Annotated in this window: 19 protein-coding genes; 10 read left to right on the top strand and 9 right to left on the bottom strand. The window is 47.0% G+C overall.

Annotated features, from left to right (window positions below):
- Window positions 1-398 precede the first annotated feature (398 nt).
- Window positions 399-989: a CBS domain-containing protein gene (locus C8R34_RS01190; protein WP_110337023.1), complete on the top strand. Its 591-nt coding sequence runs from the start codon at window positions 399-401 to the stop codon at window positions 987-989.
- Between the two features lie 62 nt (window positions 990-1,051).
- Here the strand turns inward: C8R34_RS01190 and trpE are convergent, their stop codons facing one another.
- The 3 genes from trpE to rpe are packed head-to-tail and all read right to left on the bottom strand — an operon-like array spanning window position 1,052 to window position 3,989.
- Window positions 1,052-2,524 (bottom strand): anthranilate synthase component I, encoded by a 1,473-nt coding sequence (trpE, locus tag C8R34_RS01185; RefSeq protein ID WP_110337021.1) that lies wholly within the window; start codon window positions 2,522-2,524, stop codon window positions 1,052-1,054.
- Window positions 2,525-2,536: 12 nt separating this feature from the next.
- Complete coding sequence (locus tag C8R34_RS01180; protein WP_110337019.1) at window positions 2,537-3,265, bottom strand: phosphoglycolate phosphatase; 729 nt, start codon at window positions 3,263-3,265, stop codon at window positions 2,537-2,539.
- Window positions 3,266-3,311: 46 nt separating this feature from the next.
- A complete protein-coding gene (gene rpe / locus C8R34_RS01175) occupies window positions 3,312-3,989 on the bottom strand; it encodes a ribulose-phosphate 3-epimerase (protein WP_110337017.1) in 678 nt (225 codons plus the stop codon).
- A 149-nt stretch (window positions 3,990-4,138) separates the two neighbouring features.
- On the opposite strand from rpe, the gene apaG reads away from it, so the two are divergent.
- Together apaG and C8R34_RS01165 are read left to right on the top strand one after the other, a co-directional pair.
- On the top strand, window positions 4,139-4,522 hold the full coding sequence (gene apaG / locus C8R34_RS01170; protein WP_110337015.1) for a Co2+/Mg2+ efflux protein ApaG: 384 nt from the start codon (window positions 4,139-4,141) through the stop codon (window positions 4,520-4,522).
- Between the two features lie 57 nt (window positions 4,523-4,579).
- Window positions 4,580-5,284 carry an SAM-dependent methyltransferase gene (locus C8R34_RS01165; protein WP_110337013.1) on the top strand — a complete coding sequence of 235 codons (705 nt, stop codon included), beginning with the start codon at window positions 4,580-4,582 and terminating at the stop codon, window positions 5,282-5,284.
- Window positions 5,285-5,329: 45 nt separating this feature from the next.
- Here the strand turns inward: C8R34_RS01165 and gloA are convergent, their stop codons facing one another.
- Both gloA and C8R34_RS01155 read right to left on the bottom strand, forming a co-directional pair.
- Window positions 5,330-5,719 (bottom strand): lactoylglutathione lyase, encoded by a 390-nt coding sequence (gloA, locus tag C8R34_RS01160; RefSeq protein ID WP_110337011.1) that lies wholly within the window; start codon window positions 5,717-5,719, stop codon window positions 5,330-5,332.
- Window positions 5,720-5,908, bottom strand: a complete 189-nt coding sequence (locus tag C8R34_RS01155; RefSeq protein WP_110337009.1) for a rubredoxin — start codon at window positions 5,906-5,908, stop codon at window positions 5,720-5,722.
- Window positions 5,909-5,960: 52 nt separating this feature from the next.
- On the opposite strand from C8R34_RS01155, the gene C8R34_RS01150 reads away from it, so the two are divergent.
- Genes C8R34_RS01150 through hemL form a run of 3 tightly spaced genes read left to right on the top strand, consistent with a single transcriptional unit; the run spans window position 5,961 to window position 8,765 of the window.
- Window positions 5,961-6,824 carry a hydroxymethylpyrimidine/phosphomethylpyrimidine kinase gene (locus C8R34_RS01150; RefSeq protein ID WP_110337007.1) on the top strand — a complete coding sequence of 288 codons (864 nt, stop codon included), beginning with the start codon at window positions 5,961-5,963 and terminating at the stop codon, window positions 6,822-6,824.
- Window positions 6,805-7,437, top strand: coding sequence for a thiamine phosphate synthase (gene thiE, locus C8R34_RS01145; protein ID WP_110337005.1), 633 nt, complete (start codon window positions 6,805-6,807; stop codon window positions 7,435-7,437). Before C8R34_RS01150 ends, thiE begins: the two co-directional genes overlap by 20 nt.
- Before the next feature lie 47 nt (window positions 7,438-7,484).
- Window positions 7,485-8,765 carry a glutamate-1-semialdehyde 2,1-aminomutase gene (hemL, locus tag C8R34_RS01140; RefSeq protein ID WP_110337003.1) on the top strand — a complete coding sequence of 427 codons (1,281 nt, stop codon included), beginning with the start codon at window positions 7,485-7,487 and terminating at the stop codon, window positions 8,763-8,765.
- A gap of 69 nt (window positions 8,766-8,834) precedes the next feature.
- Here hemL and C8R34_RS01135 read toward each other — a convergent pair whose 3' ends face one another.
- Entirely contained in the window at window positions 8,835-9,497 is a 663-nt protein-coding gene (locus C8R34_RS01135) for a cytochrome c (protein WP_258364295.1), read from the bottom strand.
- A 143-nt stretch (window positions 9,498-9,640) separates the two neighbouring features.
- Here C8R34_RS01135 and C8R34_RS01130 point away from each other — a divergent pair, with 143 nt between their 5' ends.
- The 4 genes from C8R34_RS01130 to rdgB all read left to right on the top strand — a co-directional run bounded on the left by C8R34_RS01130 (window position 9,641) and on the right by rdgB (window position 12,522).
- On the top strand, window positions 9,641-10,240 hold the full coding sequence (locus C8R34_RS01130; RefSeq protein ID WP_110336999.1) for an SPOR domain-containing protein: 600 nt from the start codon (window positions 9,641-9,643) through the stop codon (window positions 10,238-10,240).
- A 118-nt stretch (window positions 10,241-10,358) separates the two neighbouring features.
- On the top strand, window positions 10,359-11,165 hold the full coding sequence (gene map / locus C8R34_RS01125) for a type I methionyl aminopeptidase (RefSeq protein WP_110336997.1): 807 nt from the start codon (window positions 10,359-10,361) through the stop codon (window positions 11,163-11,165).
- 24 nt (window positions 11,166-11,189) lie between these two features.
- Window positions 11,190-11,927, top strand: coding sequence for a ribonuclease PH (rph, locus tag C8R34_RS01120; RefSeq protein ID WP_110336995.1), 738 nt, complete (start codon window positions 11,190-11,192; stop codon window positions 11,925-11,927).
- Window positions 11,920-12,522 (top strand): RdgB/HAM1 family non-canonical purine NTP pyrophosphatase, encoded by a 603-nt coding sequence (gene rdgB, locus C8R34_RS01115; protein ID WP_132467042.1) that lies wholly within the window; start codon window positions 11,920-11,922, stop codon window positions 12,520-12,522. The genes rph and rdgB overlap by 8 nt, the downstream gene beginning before the upstream one ends.
- A 139-nt stretch (window positions 12,523-12,661) precedes the next feature.
- Here rdgB and fghA read toward each other — a convergent pair whose 3' ends face one another.
- From fghA to C8R34_RS01100, 3 genes are read right to left on the bottom strand one after another with little or no spacing between them, the layout of a single operon-like run.
- Entirely contained in the window at window positions 12,662-13,504 is an 843-nt protein-coding gene (gene fghA / locus C8R34_RS01110) for an S-formylglutathione hydrolase (protein WP_110336993.1), read from the bottom strand.
- A gap of 2 nt (window positions 13,505-13,506) precedes the next feature.
- Entirely contained in the window at window positions 13,507-14,613 is a 1,107-nt protein-coding gene (locus C8R34_RS01105; RefSeq protein ID WP_110336991.1) for an S-(hydroxymethyl)glutathione dehydrogenase/class III alcohol dehydrogenase, read from the bottom strand.
- A gap of 6 nt (window positions 14,614-14,619) precedes the next feature.
- Window positions 14,620-15,117, bottom strand: coding sequence for a low molecular weight protein-tyrosine-phosphatase (locus C8R34_RS01100; RefSeq protein WP_110336989.1), 498 nt, complete (start codon window positions 15,115-15,117; stop codon window positions 14,620-14,622).
- Window positions 15,118-15,391 lie beyond the last annotated feature (274 nt).

The following is a 15,391-nucleotide window of genomic DNA, read 5'->3' as shown; positions in this document are numbered from 1 at the left end:
AAAACTATCTGCGTTGCCGCTAAGGTGTTAAAAACAGGTTCAACAAATGCTCATTTGTTACGCATAAACTGCGCTTTCTCGCTTGTTTTTGCCTGGTATCGATTGCCTCGAAAACATTTCTCAAAGGCCTGTTAGCTGAGAAAAACCACATAGTAAGAAAAATTTTCTGGAATCTTTTTTATTCGCTTGATTTTCTATCAATCACGATCAGGCCGAACAATCCCGGGCTGCGATGGATGCGCTGGTGCACTGGATTTATGATCGGCCATGATCATTTCCCTACCGATGTCAGGCCTATTGATTCAAAATTCTTTTCAGCGTAGAGTGCCAGCTCAAGGTAGACGATCTATTTTGAAGTCGGGCGATTTCCTTCAACTCTAAATTGAGGAGTGCGTAACATGATGAATGAATATAAATCTCTTGCTGTACAGTATTTGGCGGGTACCGTACAGGTTTCCAAACCTGCATCGCCAAATTCGGTGACATTTGATTCACCCGCTTCTGAAGTGATGACTGATTTGCGTAAAATACAGGCAGCGGTCATCGCGCCAAGTGTCACAATGGAAATTGCCAATACCTACATGATGCAACGTGGTGTGCGCACATTGTTGGTGATGAATGATGACAATTCTTTGGCTGGAATTATCACGGCAACCGATATTCTGGGCGAGAAACCCATGCGCTTTATTCAAGAAAGAGGTGTTAAGCACAACGAGATTCTGGTGATGGATATGATGACATCGCTGAATAAGTTGGAAGCCATTCCGCTGGAGGAAGTGATGCATGCCAGAGTCGGTAATATTGTGGCCAGTTTGCGTGAAAGTGATCGTTTGCATGCGCTGGTGATAGACGATATTGCCATCGGGTTGCCCAGGATATGCGGTATTTTCTCCTGGACGCAAATCGAGAAGCAGCTTGGCACCGTTATCACACAGACAAATGTCGCCAAGAGCTTTGCGGAAATTGAATCTACATTAATCGCAAATTAGCAGTGAAACAAACAAGCCAGGTCGTGAATTCAATCACGACTGGCACGTTACCGCCAACAGTACTAGATCTTACTATCCAATCCATTCTCGGCAATTTCTGCAGCGCGCAGTAATGCTTTAGCTTTATTCTGCGTTTCAATCCACTCGTTTTGTGGGATCGAATCGGCGACGATTCCCGCGCCTGCCTGGACATGTAACTGGCCATCCTTGATTACGCCGGTACGGATTGCAATCGCCAAATCCATGTCGCCATTAAACCCGAGATAACCGACTGCGCCGGCATAAACGCCACGCTTGGAAATTTCAAGTTCATCGATGATTTCCATGGCGCGAACTTTGGGGGCGCCGCTGACGGTTCCTGCCGGAAACGTGGCGCGCAGCACGTCAATTGCACTGAGTTCGGGTTTTAATTTACCTTCCACATTGGAAACGATGTGCATAACATGCGAATAATTTTCTATTTGCATCTTTTCCGTTACTTTTACAGTGCCGGTTTGTGCGACGCGGCCAATGTCATTACGGCCCAAGTCCATGAGCATGACGTGTTCGGCGATTTCTTTCGGATCGGCCAACAGGTCCGCTGCCAGTTCGGCGTCTTGTTGGGGGTTTTTACCACGAGGGCGCGTACCTGCAATCGGACGAACAGTAACCGTATCACCTTCAAGACGCACCAATATTTCCGGCGAAGCGCCCACGACATGAAAATCATCAAAATGATAGAAGAACATATAGGGTGACGGATTGAGGCTGCGTAACGCGCGATAGAGTGCCAATGGAGATGCATTAAAGGGTTTGCTGGTGCGCTGAGACAGCACGACTTGCATGATGTCGCCATCAAAAATATAGCGCTTCGCTCGTTCAACCGCGGCTTTGAAATCCGCTTCAGGGAACTCGGAAACAGCGGCACTGGAAGCAACCGCTTGTTCTGTTGGAATTGCTATGGATTGGCGTAGTTTTGACAATAAAGTTTTTAAGCGATTGCGCCCGGATTGATAGGCATCTTTATCTTGTGGATTCACATAAACAATCAGATACAGCTTGCTGGAAAGATTATCCACTACCGCCAATTCTTCCGACAATAACAATAAAACATCCGGCGTGTTCAAGGTATCCGGCTTTGCGTGGCCTTTGAGCTTATGCTCGATATACCGTACGGTATCGTATGAGAAGTAACCCACTAATCCGCCACAAAAACGCGATATTCCTGCGGGACAAGGCGCTACCTTGAATTGCGCCAAATAAGATTCGATAAAAGACAACGTGTCGTCAACGATGATGGTTTCCGATTTATCGTGATTTATCGTGGTCACTGTGTTGTCGCGCGCTTCGATGCGTGTTGTTGCAGGTAAGCCAATGAATGAAAATCGACCGAAACGTTCCCCGCCTTGGACCGATTCCAATAAATAGGAATAGGGCTGGTTAGCCAGTTTTAGATAAATGGACAGGGGCGTGTCGAGATCGGCAAAAGTTTCCAGGACGACCGGAATGCGGTTGTATCCTTGTTGCGCAAGCTGGTTGAATTCCGCTTCGGTCATTTTGGGTGGCTGCTAAGCTAATCGTTGAATCAGCTTGGATGCATCCAACAGAGACTCCACAATCGCATCGCAATCAAGTTCGTATACATTGCGTCCCTCGTTATAGCCATAGGGCACGCAGAACACATGGCAACCGGCGGCTCTGGCGGCAATGGCGTCGTTCAGTGAATCGCCGATTAATAGCGCTTCATGCGGTTGTGCATCAAAGTGTTTACAGATATGCGTCAGTGGCATGGGATCCGGCTTTTTCTTCGGCAGGCTGTCACCGGATAGTACAATCTCGAATTGATCATGCAGTCCGGTTGCATGTAGCAACGGCAGCGTGAATGCTGCCGCTTTGTTGGTGATGCAAGCCAGCCTGAAACCTGCTTGTTTCATGGCTTTAATGCCTTCCACCACACCTGGGTACGGGCGCGTATTGACACTTAAATGGTCGGCGTAATGCTTTTCGTAAATGGGTAGCGCTTTGGCGAATAAAGCAGCATCGGGTTCACTGTCGAGTTGACCAGTTAATGTGCGTTTTACCAGCTTGTGGATGCCTTTGCCGATATAGGAACGGATCGTCGACGTTGATTGTTCCGGCATGCCTAAATCTTTTAACATCAGGTTTGCGGCTAATGCCAGATCTTCGGCCGTATCCAGCAGCGTGCCATCCAGATCGATCATGATCACTTTGACGGACAAAGGCAATTCAATATTTTTCACCGTGGTATTTGCGTTGCTAAAAGGACTATGGTTCATGTGAATAATGGGAAATAGCAATCAGCTTAAAGATTTTTCGGGTGAGTTATACCTTCGCTAATTCAGCGCGAAATGCCGTCAGTACGGTGTCATAACGATGCGGGTCAGTATCTTTGCCGGCTTGATAAATAGCCGATCCTGCGACAAACGTATCGGCGCCGGCGCGAGCGATTTCAGCAATATTATCCACTTTAACACCGCCATCAATTTCCAGCAGGATGTCTTTGCCGCTGGCGTCGATGCGTTTTCTAACCGCACGCAGTTTGTTGAGTGCTTCAGGGATAAATTTTTGCCCGCCGAAACCAGGATTAACCGACATTATCAGAATCAAATCCAGTTTGTCGAGCACGTGATCCAGATAATGCAATGGTGTCGCCGGGTTAAATACCAGGCCTGCTTTACAACCTTGCTCTTTGATCAATCCGATGGTGCGGTCAATATGATTGGATGCTTCCGGGTGGAATGAAATGATATTGGCGCCAGCTTTGGCAAAATCTGGAATAATACGATCAACAGGTTCAACCATCAAATGCACATCAATCATGGCATCGGTGACAGGGCGAATAGCTTCGCATACCAAGGGGCCGATGGTGAGATTCGGGACGTAATGATTATCCATGACATCAAAATGAATAATGTCTGCGCCTGAATCAATAACGGCGGTGATTTCATCGCCAAGTTTGGCGAAATTAGCGGAAAGAATACTGGGTGCGATGCGATACATGACAGCCTCTCAATGAGCAAAGCTGTTATTTTAACCGCAAATGGTGGATTGCGCGTAAAAGAGATAAAGATTTATCAGTAAATTAATCTTAAAGTACGCTTTTTCACTTTTTCTTGATACAGTACCCAAAAATAGCGTGAAATTAAAATATGACTGAAAATAAAAAATACGATATTGATATCAGTATCCGCACAATATATTTGCCCGACCAGTCTGATGAGGAGTCTGATCGGCATGTGTTTGCGTACACCATAACCATTGCAAACACGGGTACGGTGGCGTCTCAATTAATCAGCAGACATTGGATTATCAATAATGGTGATGGCACCATTCAGGAAGTGCGTGGATTAGGCGTTGTCGGTGAGCAGCCATTGCTTAAACCGGGCGATAGCTTTGAGTACACCAGTGGCACAGTGATCTCAACGCCGGTGGGATCTATGAGAGGAAGCTATCAGATGGCAGCAGAGGATGGCGTTCATTTTGATGTCGCCATACCGGAGTTTATTCTGAGTGCACCCAGAATTCTGCACTAATATACTTCTGCTTCGACGGGCTGTTATGCGCGATGCCTTAAGATTGCGGGCATTTCGATGACGGGCAAGCTGTATCTGATTCCGGCACCCATCAGTTCAGAAGATGTCGCATGGGTATTGCCGCTGGCAGTACAACAGCGTATTGCTGAAATTGCTTATTTCATTGTTGAGCATCCAAAAACTGCCAGGCAGTTTCTCAAGCAGATTAATTCTAAATATGCACTGCAAGAATTGCATATGCAGTCTTTGAACGAGCATACACTCGCTAAGGATTTGTTGGCTCTGCTGGATCCGTTATTGGCGGGACACGATGTAGGTTTATTATCTGAAGCGGGTTGTCCGGCAGTGGCAGATCCCGGTGCCGGGTTAATCCGGTTGGCGCATAAAAACAACATTACGGTGGTGCCACTGGTCGGACCTTCATCGATATTGCTGGCTTTGATGGCATCAGGTCTGAATGGCCAATGCTTTGCTTTTCATGGCTATTTGCCGATCGAGCATGAGGCGCGTGCAAGCAAAATAATGGAGCTCGAGAAATTATCGATTAGCCGAGATCAAACACAAATATTTATTGAAGCGCCTTATCGCAATCAAAAATTGTTAGGTCAGTTGATGTCAGTGTGTTCTGATAATACCGATTTGTGTATTGCAAGCCACTTAACATTCTCCAGTGAACTGATTGCTACCAAGCCCATTCAACAATGGCGCCGTTCTTTACCGGATATCAATAAGATACCAACCATTTTCTTACTGCATGGATAGCTTGAGAAAGTGTGTCACTGAACTGTGATTCGCACCTTTTTGAGATCAAACTGTTTTTTTCTGAATAAATTCTATTTTATAGCCATCGGGGTCTTCTATAAACGCGATGATCGTTGCACCGTGCTTCATCGGACCCGCTTCGCGCGTTACTTTTCCACCGAGCTTTTTGGTATTTTCACACGCTTGATAAGCATCATCCACTTCAATGGCAATGTGACCAAACCCTTCGCCAAGGTGATAGGAAGGAGTATCCCAATTGTGCGTTAATTCCAGAACAGTACCGTTCGCTTCGTCCTGGTAGCCCACAAAAGCAAGGGTAAATTTGCCATCGGGATAATCTTTGCGGCGCAGTAGTTTCATACCCAATACTTGCGTATAAAACGCCAAGGATTTTTCGAGATCGCCGACTCGAAGCATCGTATGCAAAATACGCATTTAAATTTTTACCATCTCAAAATCTTCTTTACGAGCGCCGCATTCCGGGCAGGTCCAATTGATCGGCACATCTTCCCAGCGCGTGCCCGGTGCAATGCCTTCGTCAGGAGATCCCAAGGCCTCATCATAGATGTAGCCGCAAATTAAACACATATAACGATTGTATTCGCGATTCTCTTCGGTAGGCATGATAGATAGCAATTTCCTTTTAGGTTAAAATGATATTTTACGGTATTAATGCATGTTACAGCCACCCCCAATTGTACTTTCTTTTGCAGCCAACGATCCCAGTGGCGGAGCCGGCCTTCAGGCTGATGTGCTCACCATTGCCAGTATGGGCTGTCACCCATTATCTATCGTGACTGCGATTACCGTTCAGGATACGGCTGGAGTGGATGACGTGATGCCATTGGATGCCGACTGGATTGTCGATCAGGCACGGGCGGTGTTGGAAGATATGCCCGTTCATGCGTTTAAAATCGGATTATTAGGCAGCGTTGAAATTATCGCTGCCATTGCAGAAATCATTTCTGATTATCCGCATATTCCTTTAGTGATGGATCCCGTGCTGACTTCGGGGCGAGGGGATGAGCTGGCTGACGAAGAAATGGTTGATGCGATGCGTGAACTATTATTACCGCAAGTCACGGTATTAACGCCTAATAGTCTGGAAGCTCGGCATCTCGCCCAACAAGAAAATGACAACCATGGCACCAAACTGGGTTTAAACTTGTGTGCGCAGCGATTGCTGAGCATGGGATGCGAATATGTGTTGATAACAGGTACGCATGAGAATACTGCCCACGTGACCAACACACTGTTTGCTGCAGATGGTGTTGTGCGTGCGGATGACTGGGAACGCTTGGAACATACTTATCATGGCTCGGGTTGTACGTTAGCGTCGGCGATAGCCGCTTCACTAGCCAATGGATTGTCTATCAGCGACAGCGTCATTGAAGCGCAGGATTACACTTGGCACACTTTGCAAGCAGGATTTCGTCCTGGCATGGGACAATATATCCCTAACAGACTTTTCTGGACTAAAGAGAATGAAGATGCCGCAAACGAAAATGCAGAGGTAGTCATTGAGAAACCCAACGATTAGCGGGTTGTATGCGATTACCCCGGATTTTGAAAGTACGGACGATCTGCTGGATAAAGTGCGGCAAGTACTCGAAGGTGGGGCACAGCTTATACAATATCGTAACAAATCAGCGAGTAGGGTTTTGTTGAGAGAACAAGCCGAATTATTATTGCAGTTGTGCAGAAAGCATCAAGTCCCTTTGGTTGTCAATGATCATGTTGATTTGGCAATGGAAATTGATGCGGATGGCGTGCATGTGGGGCAGAACGACGCAGCCGTTACTCATGCGCGGAAACAGCTGGGGCGCGATAAAATTGTGGGTGCGTCGTGCTATAACAGTGGCGATATGGCGCTTCAGGCTGAAAAACAAGGCGCTGATTATGTTGCTTTCGGTGCTTTTTTCCCTTCATTGACCAAACCGGACGCGCTATCTGTTACGTCGGATTTGGTGGCTCGCATCAGAAAGAAAATAGCGATTCCCATCGTGGGGATCGGTGGCATTCGATTGGCCAATGCCGCAGCGGTTATTCAAAGCGGATGTGCTGCAATCGCTGTCTGCAATGATTTGTTTCATACCGAGAATAGCAAAGTAAAGGCGGCACAATTTGCACAATTATTCGTAGCGACTATTTAACGTGTATACATCCTGTATTTTTATAAATTCTTATCATGAGTAACGCAATGACTTCACGCAATCATCAATTATTTGAACAGTCTCAGCACTATATTCCCGGCGGTGTTAATTCTCCTGTACGCGCTTTTAAATCGGTGGGCGGTGACCCCATTTTTTTTCAACGCGGGGAAGGCGCCTATTTTTGGGATGCGGACGGTAAATCGTATATCGACTATGTGGGGTCGTGGGGTCCTTTGATTCTGGGGCATGCGCATCCGGATGTGGTCAAAGCGGTTCAGATAGCTGCACAAAATGGCCTGACCTTTGGTGCACCGACTGAAGCGGAGCTGGAAATTGCAAAATTGATTTGTCAGCTGCTGCCATCCGTTGAGCAAGTCAGATTAGTCAGCTCCGGCACGGAAGCAGGCATGAGCGTGATTCGGCTAGCGCGTGGTTTTACCGGCAGAAGCAAAATCATCAAATTTGAAGGTTGTTATCATGGTCACGATGATTCATTGCTGGTTAAAGCGGGTTCCGGTGCATTAACATTCGGCAATCCGAGTTCTGCCGGCGTGCCAGCGGAAACAGCCGGTCATACGATTGTCCTGGATTACAACGACATAACGGGTATTGAAGAAGCATTTAATAAATGGGGGCAGGAAGTCGCTGCGGTGATTGTTGAGCCGGTTGCGGGGAATATGAATCTGATCGCTCCCAAGGTGGATTTTCTCGCCAGACTGCGGACATTGTGCACACAGCACGGCAGCGTACTGATATTTGATGAAGTCATGACAGGATTCCGCGTGGGTCTTGGATGTGCGCAAGGTCTGTACCAAATCAAACCTGATTTGACCGCATTGGGTAAAGTGATCGGTGGTGGCATGCCGATGGCCGCATTCGGCGGACGTCGCGATATCATGCAATGCCTGGCGCCGTTGGGGCCGGTATATCAAGCAGGTACGTTGTCAGGTAATCCGGTGGCGGTTGCAGCGGGGCTGGCTACACTGAAACAGGTACAAATCCCCGGTTTCTATGAAAAATTAGGCAATAGGACACAGCAATTAGTCGATGGAATTACGGCTATCGCAAAAAAACACGGGATTGATTTTTGTGCGCAATCAATCGGCGGTATGTTCGGGTTGTATTTCAGCAAGGATATTCCCACCAGCTTTGCCGAAGTGATGCGGTGCGACAAGGCAGCTTTTAATCGATTCTTCCATGCGATGCTAGAGGAAGGAGTCTATTTCGCGCCGTCGGCATTTGAAGCCGGTTTTGTATCGTCCATGCATGGTGACAATGAATTGGATAAGACATTGTCGGTGGCAGAAAAAATATTTAAGAGTTGGTAAAACTGGGAGTAATAAAAAAGGCGACATCTGCCGCCTTTTTTATTGTTTACTGGGGTAAATGTTGACAGCTTAACGCATAGTAGAAATATACGTTGCAACGGCACGCTTTTCTGCTCCGCTCATACGAATAAGTACCTTGTGCATGACATCATTATCGTTTGCACGATCGCCCGTGTTAAACAGACTCAATTGCGTCAATGTATATTCTGCATGCTGACCAGCCAATGCAGGATAACGCGGCGGAATGCCGGATCCCGTAGGGCCATGGCAGCTTGCGCAGGCGGGAACACCATGTTCAATATTTCCGCCATGATAGAGAATTTTTCCGGTTGTAAGCAGTTTTTCATCATTAGCAGGTACTTGACTTGGCGTGTGTTTTTGTTTGGCGTAATACTCGCCAAGTTTTTTCATATCTTCCGGTGAAAGCGCTGCGACCATCGAGGACATGACAGGGCTGTTACGTTTTGGTGGAGCGCTTTCAGTTGCTTTAAAATCAGTCAACTGCTTGATGATATACTCGGCATGTTGTCCAGCCAGGATAGGATTCATCGGAATGACGCTGTTACCATCCGCAGCGTGACAACCTGCACATACGCCGGAGGCTATTTCTCCAGCTGTCGCAGGAGCGGCAGGAGCATCGGAAGTAGGAGCAGCAGGAGCATCGGTTGTTGTTTCAGCTGAAATAGGTGCAGACAACACCAGCGCCATCAGCACGATCATATTCTTAATCATTTTCATATTCCGTATTTTAAAAAGCATTTATATGTTGGTAGGGTGGATGTGTTTGACAATTAGTACTAATTATATTTTAGCAAGGCAAAAGCACGTTAACAACAAAATTAAGCTAATATCAAAATTTAGAATTTTATTTTTCAATGAAAATAATCTTTATTCTTTTATTGATTGTTAACATGGTTGCTTGTGTTGCTGGAATGCAATTGCGTTCTCATAAGGAAAATACAGTACAAGCGCCAATATTGTTGAATCCCGAGAAAATTGTTTTATTGCCGATTGATGATAATTGCCTGGAGTGGGGTGGTTTTTATGAAGAGCAATTACAGTATGGCGAGACGGTGCTGTCGGAAATCGTTCCTGAGCAATCCTATCGCCTGGAAGAAGCCGGTAACGCGACGATGTATTGGTTATATATTCCCCCCTTGTCGAGCAAGGAGGCTGCGAATCGTATGATCAACAAGTTGCGTAATCTCGGTATTGTCAGTTTTCGTGTACGGGAGGATGATAAATGGAGAAATGCTGTTTCCTTGGGTATGCTATATGATAAAGATGATGCATTGCAGCAATTACAAGAAATAGAGAAAAAGGGGATTACAGGTGCTACGATTGAGGATCGTAACGTTACACTGAAGAAAATTGTAATTTATAATCCGACGCCAACGATTAAAGAACAGGTACAAAAATTAGTCGAACAATTTGAAGGTACCCGTTTGATCCAAAACCAGTGTGAACGCTTATAATGCACAGTGAATAAAATAGAATGATTAGGCGGGATAGCTTGGAAATTGTTGTTGCAACATACTGAAATATATTTTTGTAAATAATCGGAAACTAATCAAACAAGTAAGTAAGATAATAATGAAGGTATCGATAAAAACACCGCAAGAAATAGAAAAAATGCGTATTGCCGGGCGGCTGGCTTCTGAAGTATTGGATTACATAACACCATTTGTTATCGCTGGAATTACTACTGAAGAACTGGATGTGCTTTGCCATAATTATATGGTGGACGTACAGAAGACGATACCCGCACCGCTTAATTATGCGCCTTCAGGACATTCTCCATATCCCAAATCGATCTGTACCTCGGTAAACAATCAGATTTGTCATGGCGTTCCTGGCAAGAAGACGCTAAAAAGTGGCGATATCATTAATATTGACATTACAGTCATTTACGAGGGGTATCATGGTGATACCAGTCGCATGTTTTATGTTGGTGAGCCATCCATACAAGCGAGACGTCTATGCGAAGTCACTTTTGAGGCAATGTGGCGCGGCATTGATGAAATAAAACCGGGTAAGTTTTTGGGCGATATCGGAAATGCTATTCAAAGATTGACTGAAGGTGTGGGCTATAGTGTGGTCAGGGAATTTTGTGGACACGGTATCGGTGCAAAGTTTCATGAAGATCCGCAAGTACTTCATTATGGACGTCCCAGAACAGGTCTGGAGCTTGAGCCGGGTATGATATTCACCGTGGAGCCCATGATTAATGCCGGTAAAGCGGCTATCCGTCATCTACCGGACGGTTGGACCGTTACCACTAAGGATGGCAGTCTGTCCGCACAGTGGGAGCATACCATTCTGGTTACCGAAGGCGGCCATGACGTGCTGACGGTATCGGCAGGTGCACCTGCCAAGCCGGTTTATCGCTTTGCAAGTTAATTTTATACCCGGAAATTATTAATTATGACACGCAGCCATCATCGCATCTCGGCGCAAATCCGTCCTGTCAGAATTACTCGTCATTACATTAAGCATGCCGACGGTTCGGTGCTGATAGAATGCGGCGACACCAAAGTGATCTGCACCGCCAGCATCAGCGAACAGATCCCACCGTTTTTGAAAGGTCAGGGACAAGGCTGGTTGACCGCCGAGTACGGTATGCTGCCGGGTTCAACACATTCGCGTATGCAACGCGAAGCTGCCAAAGGCAAGCAATCAGGACGCACGATGGAAATTCAGCGCTTGATTGGGCGCGCTTTACGCGCTGTTGTTGATTTAAAGAAGCTGGGAGAGCGCACCATTCAAATTGATTGCGATGTCATTCAAGCGGATGGCGGTACTCGTACTGCCAGTATTACGGGAGCGTTCGTGGCGCTGCACGATGCTGTCGAGAAATTAATTTATCAACAATTGATTGAAACCACACCGATCATTGATCATGTGGCGGCGATTTCGGTAGGCGTTTATCAAGGTATTCCGGTGCTGGACCTGGATTATATTGAGGATTCTTCGTGTGATACGGACATGAATGTGGTGATGACCGGGAGCCTGGGGATCGTCGAAGTGCAGGGAACGGCGGAAGGCAATGCATTCAGCCGGAAAGAACTGGATATCATGCTGAATATGGCGCAGCACGGCATTCAGGAACTGATTGCAATCCAGAAGGAAGTTTTGGCACAGGAAGCGGCCAGTCATGGATAAGCTGGAAAAACTAGTGATTGCAAGCAATAATCAGGGCAAGTTGCGTGAAATTAATGCGCTGCTGGCACCTTTGTCGATCGAAGTAGTGCCGCAGTCTGATTTTAATGCCGGTGAAATTGACGAGCCGCATAGCACCTTTGTTGAAAATGCCCTGGCCAAGGCGCGCCATGCCAGTCGTTGTTCAGGATTGCCGGCGCTGGCGGATGACTCCGGAATTTGTGTTAGTGCGCTGAATGGTGCGCCGGGTGTTTCTTCAGCGCGCTATGCCGGAGAGCCGAGATCCGACCAACGCAATAACCTGAAATTGATCGAAGCGCTTAAGAATAAACCAGATCGGCATGCTTATTATTATTGCGTGATTGTTTTAGTACGTTCCGCTGATGACCCACAACCCATTATTGTCGATGGATCCTGGCATGGCGAAATTATTGAGCATCCGCAAGGTAGCGGCGGATTCGGTTACGATCCATATTTTTTTGTGCCCGAGTTTGGTAAAACCGCGGCGGAGTTGTCGGCGGAACAAAAGAATTCGATCAGTCATCGCGGCAAAGCGTTGGCGCAATTATCGGCGATTTTGCAGTCCGGAAAATTCTAGCAGGTCGTTAAAACTATCTGCGTTGTCACTAGGGTGTTAAAAACAGGCTCAAATTATTGATCATCCATAAATTGCGTTTCTTCACCTGTTTTTGCCTGGTATCGATTTGCCTCGAGAATGTTTTTCAACGGCCTGCTGATCAAAACAGGGCAGTGCGATGATGTTTCAAGTGATCATCGATAAATGTGCTGATGAAGTAATAGCTGTGATCGTAGTCCTGATGGTAACGCAACGTCAGTTTTTGACCGGTTGCGGCGCAGGTATTTTCCAGGTGGTGCGGATGCAGTTGTTCGGTCAGAAATTGATCATTCAAGCCTTGATCGATCAGGATATCCGGCACCTTATGGCCATCCTCGATCAATGCGGTAGCATCGTATCGGCGCCAGTTTTGCTGATCTTCGCTCAAATAATTGCGGAACGCCTTTTGTCCCCACGGGCATTGCATCGGTGCGCAAATCGGGGCGAATGCCGATACTGAGCGGTAAATTTCCGGGTAGCGCAGGGCCAGCGTCAATGCACCATGCCCGCCCATCGAGTGACCGAAAATACCAATGCGGTTTGCGTCGGCGGGAAATTGCTCGACGATAATGCTGCACAATTCCTGTGTGATGTAGCTTTCCATGCGGTAATTCTGCGACCAAGGAGCTTGCGTCGCGTCCAAGTAAAATCCCGCGCCGGCACCGAAATCCCAGGCATCGGTTTCACCCGCAATGCCGGTCTGGCGCGGACTGGTATCCATCGACACCAGCATTAATCCATATTCAGCGGCGTAGCGCTGCGCACCAGCTTTGATCATGAAAGTTTCTTCGGTGCAGGTGAGTCCGGCCAGGAAAAATAGTACCGGAATGCGCTGCTGCTCCGCTTGCGGCGGTTGATAGACTGAAAAGCGCATCGGTAAACCGATAACCGTCGATGGATGCTGATAAAAGCTCTGTATGCCGCCAAAGCAGCGATGCTGGCTGCGGGTTTCGAGTGTTGCCACGGTCAGTAAATCACCACGGAGCGAATCGATTCGCCGGTTTTCATCAACTGAAAGCCGTCATTGATGTTGTCCAGCGACAATGTGTGCGTGATGAGCGAATCGATATCGATTTTTCCTTCCATATACCAATCGACAATTTTAGGCACATCGGTGCGGCCGCGTGCGCCGCCGAAAGCGGAGCCTTCCCATTTTCTACCGGTAACCAGCTGAAAGGGGCGTGTGCTGATTTCCGCACCGGCTTCAGCGACGCCGATAATGATGCTGCGCCCCCAGCCTTTATGCGTACATTCCAGCGCTTGCCGCATGACTTTGGTATTGCCGATGCATTCAAAGCTGTAATCAGCGCCGCCATCGGTCAGTTGTACCACGGCATCCACAATGTTCGGAACATCGTTCGGGTTGATGAAATGCGTCATGCCGAATTTGCGTGCCATGGCTTCGCGTTGCGGATTGACATCAATGCCGATGATTTTGTCAGCACCAACCATTCTGGCACCTTGGATGACATTCAAACCGATTCCACCCAGACCGAAAACTGCGACGTTGCTGCCTGCTTCAACTTTGGCAGTATAAATGACAGCACCGAGGCCTGTGGTCACGCCACAGCCGATATAGCAGACTTTGTCAAAAGGCGCGTCTTCGCGAATTTTCGCCAACGCAATTTCCGGCACCACAGTGTAATTTGCGAAGGTCGATGTGCCCATATAATGAAATAGCGGTTTCCCATCGATGGAGAAGCGCGACGTGCTATCTGGCATCAGGCCTTTGCCTTGTGTGGTGCGGATGGCCTGGCACAGATTGGTTTTTTTGGATAAACAGAATTTGCATTCACGGCACTCCGGTGTGTAGAGCGGAATGACATGATCGCCCTTACGCAACGATTTAACGTTAGGACCGACATCAACTACTACACCGGCACCTTCATGTCCCAAAATGGCAGGAAACAAACCTTCCGGATCGGTGCCAGAAAGCGTGTAATAATCGGTATGGCAAATGCCGGTGGCTTTGATTTCGACCAATACTTCACCAGACTTCGGGCCTTCCAGATCGACCTGTTCGATCGCTAATGGTTGGCCGGCTTTCCAGGCAACAGCGGCTCTTGTTTTCATTGCAATTTATCCTTTATTATTTTGAGATTGCAGATGCGTCAGCAAACCTTGGCTGGCTTCTTCAACCATATCCAGCACCAGTTCAAAACCTTGATGCCCGCCGAAGTAAGGGTCAGGCACTTCAACATGCGCATCAGCATTTTTTCCATATTGCATGAATAATTGAATCTTGTTGATATGCTGCTGAGGGCTGCGCTGTTGCAGTAATGTAAGATTTTCCTTATCCATCGCAAGAATATAGTCAAATTCTTCGAAATCGCTGGACTGTACTGCGCGAGCACGCAAATCGTGCATTTTATATCCACGCTGTAATGCTGTGTTCTGAGCGCGGTGATCCGGTGGATCGCCAATGTGGTAAGCATGTGTACCGGCGGAATCCACTTCAATGCTGTGATCAACGCCGGCTGCTTTGACAAAATGTCTGAATACTGCATCGGCGGTGGGCGACCGGCAAATGTTGCCCATACAGACAAATAATACTTTTATTTTTTTATTCTTGTTCATAGTAAATCTATGGGTGTGATTGGATTTCAGAAATAGCAGGTTTAAAAATAGAAAAATTTGAGCGATACGAGGTAAAGATTAACACGACATTCGCTAAAACGAAATTCAGTTTTGGGTGTGGCGAGGCCTTTAGTAAGGAATAGCGTGCTTCATATTACGGTATTTCTTAATGAAAATACCTGATCGCGATTTCCATCGCGACATAAGATTAAGCGCCATAAATCTTGAGTTGAAATTTGTTGAATTTTATAAAAACAAATCCGTAATCCAGGAA

Origin of the sequence: Nitrosomonas sp. Nm84 (genome assembly GCF_003201565.1) — a bacterium.
GTDB lineage: Bacteria > Pseudomonadota > Gammaproteobacteria > Burkholderiales > Nitrosomonadaceae > Nitrosomonas.
Note: the sequence above shows the minus strand (reverse complement) of the source record. Positions and strands in the feature narration are given on the sequence as shown.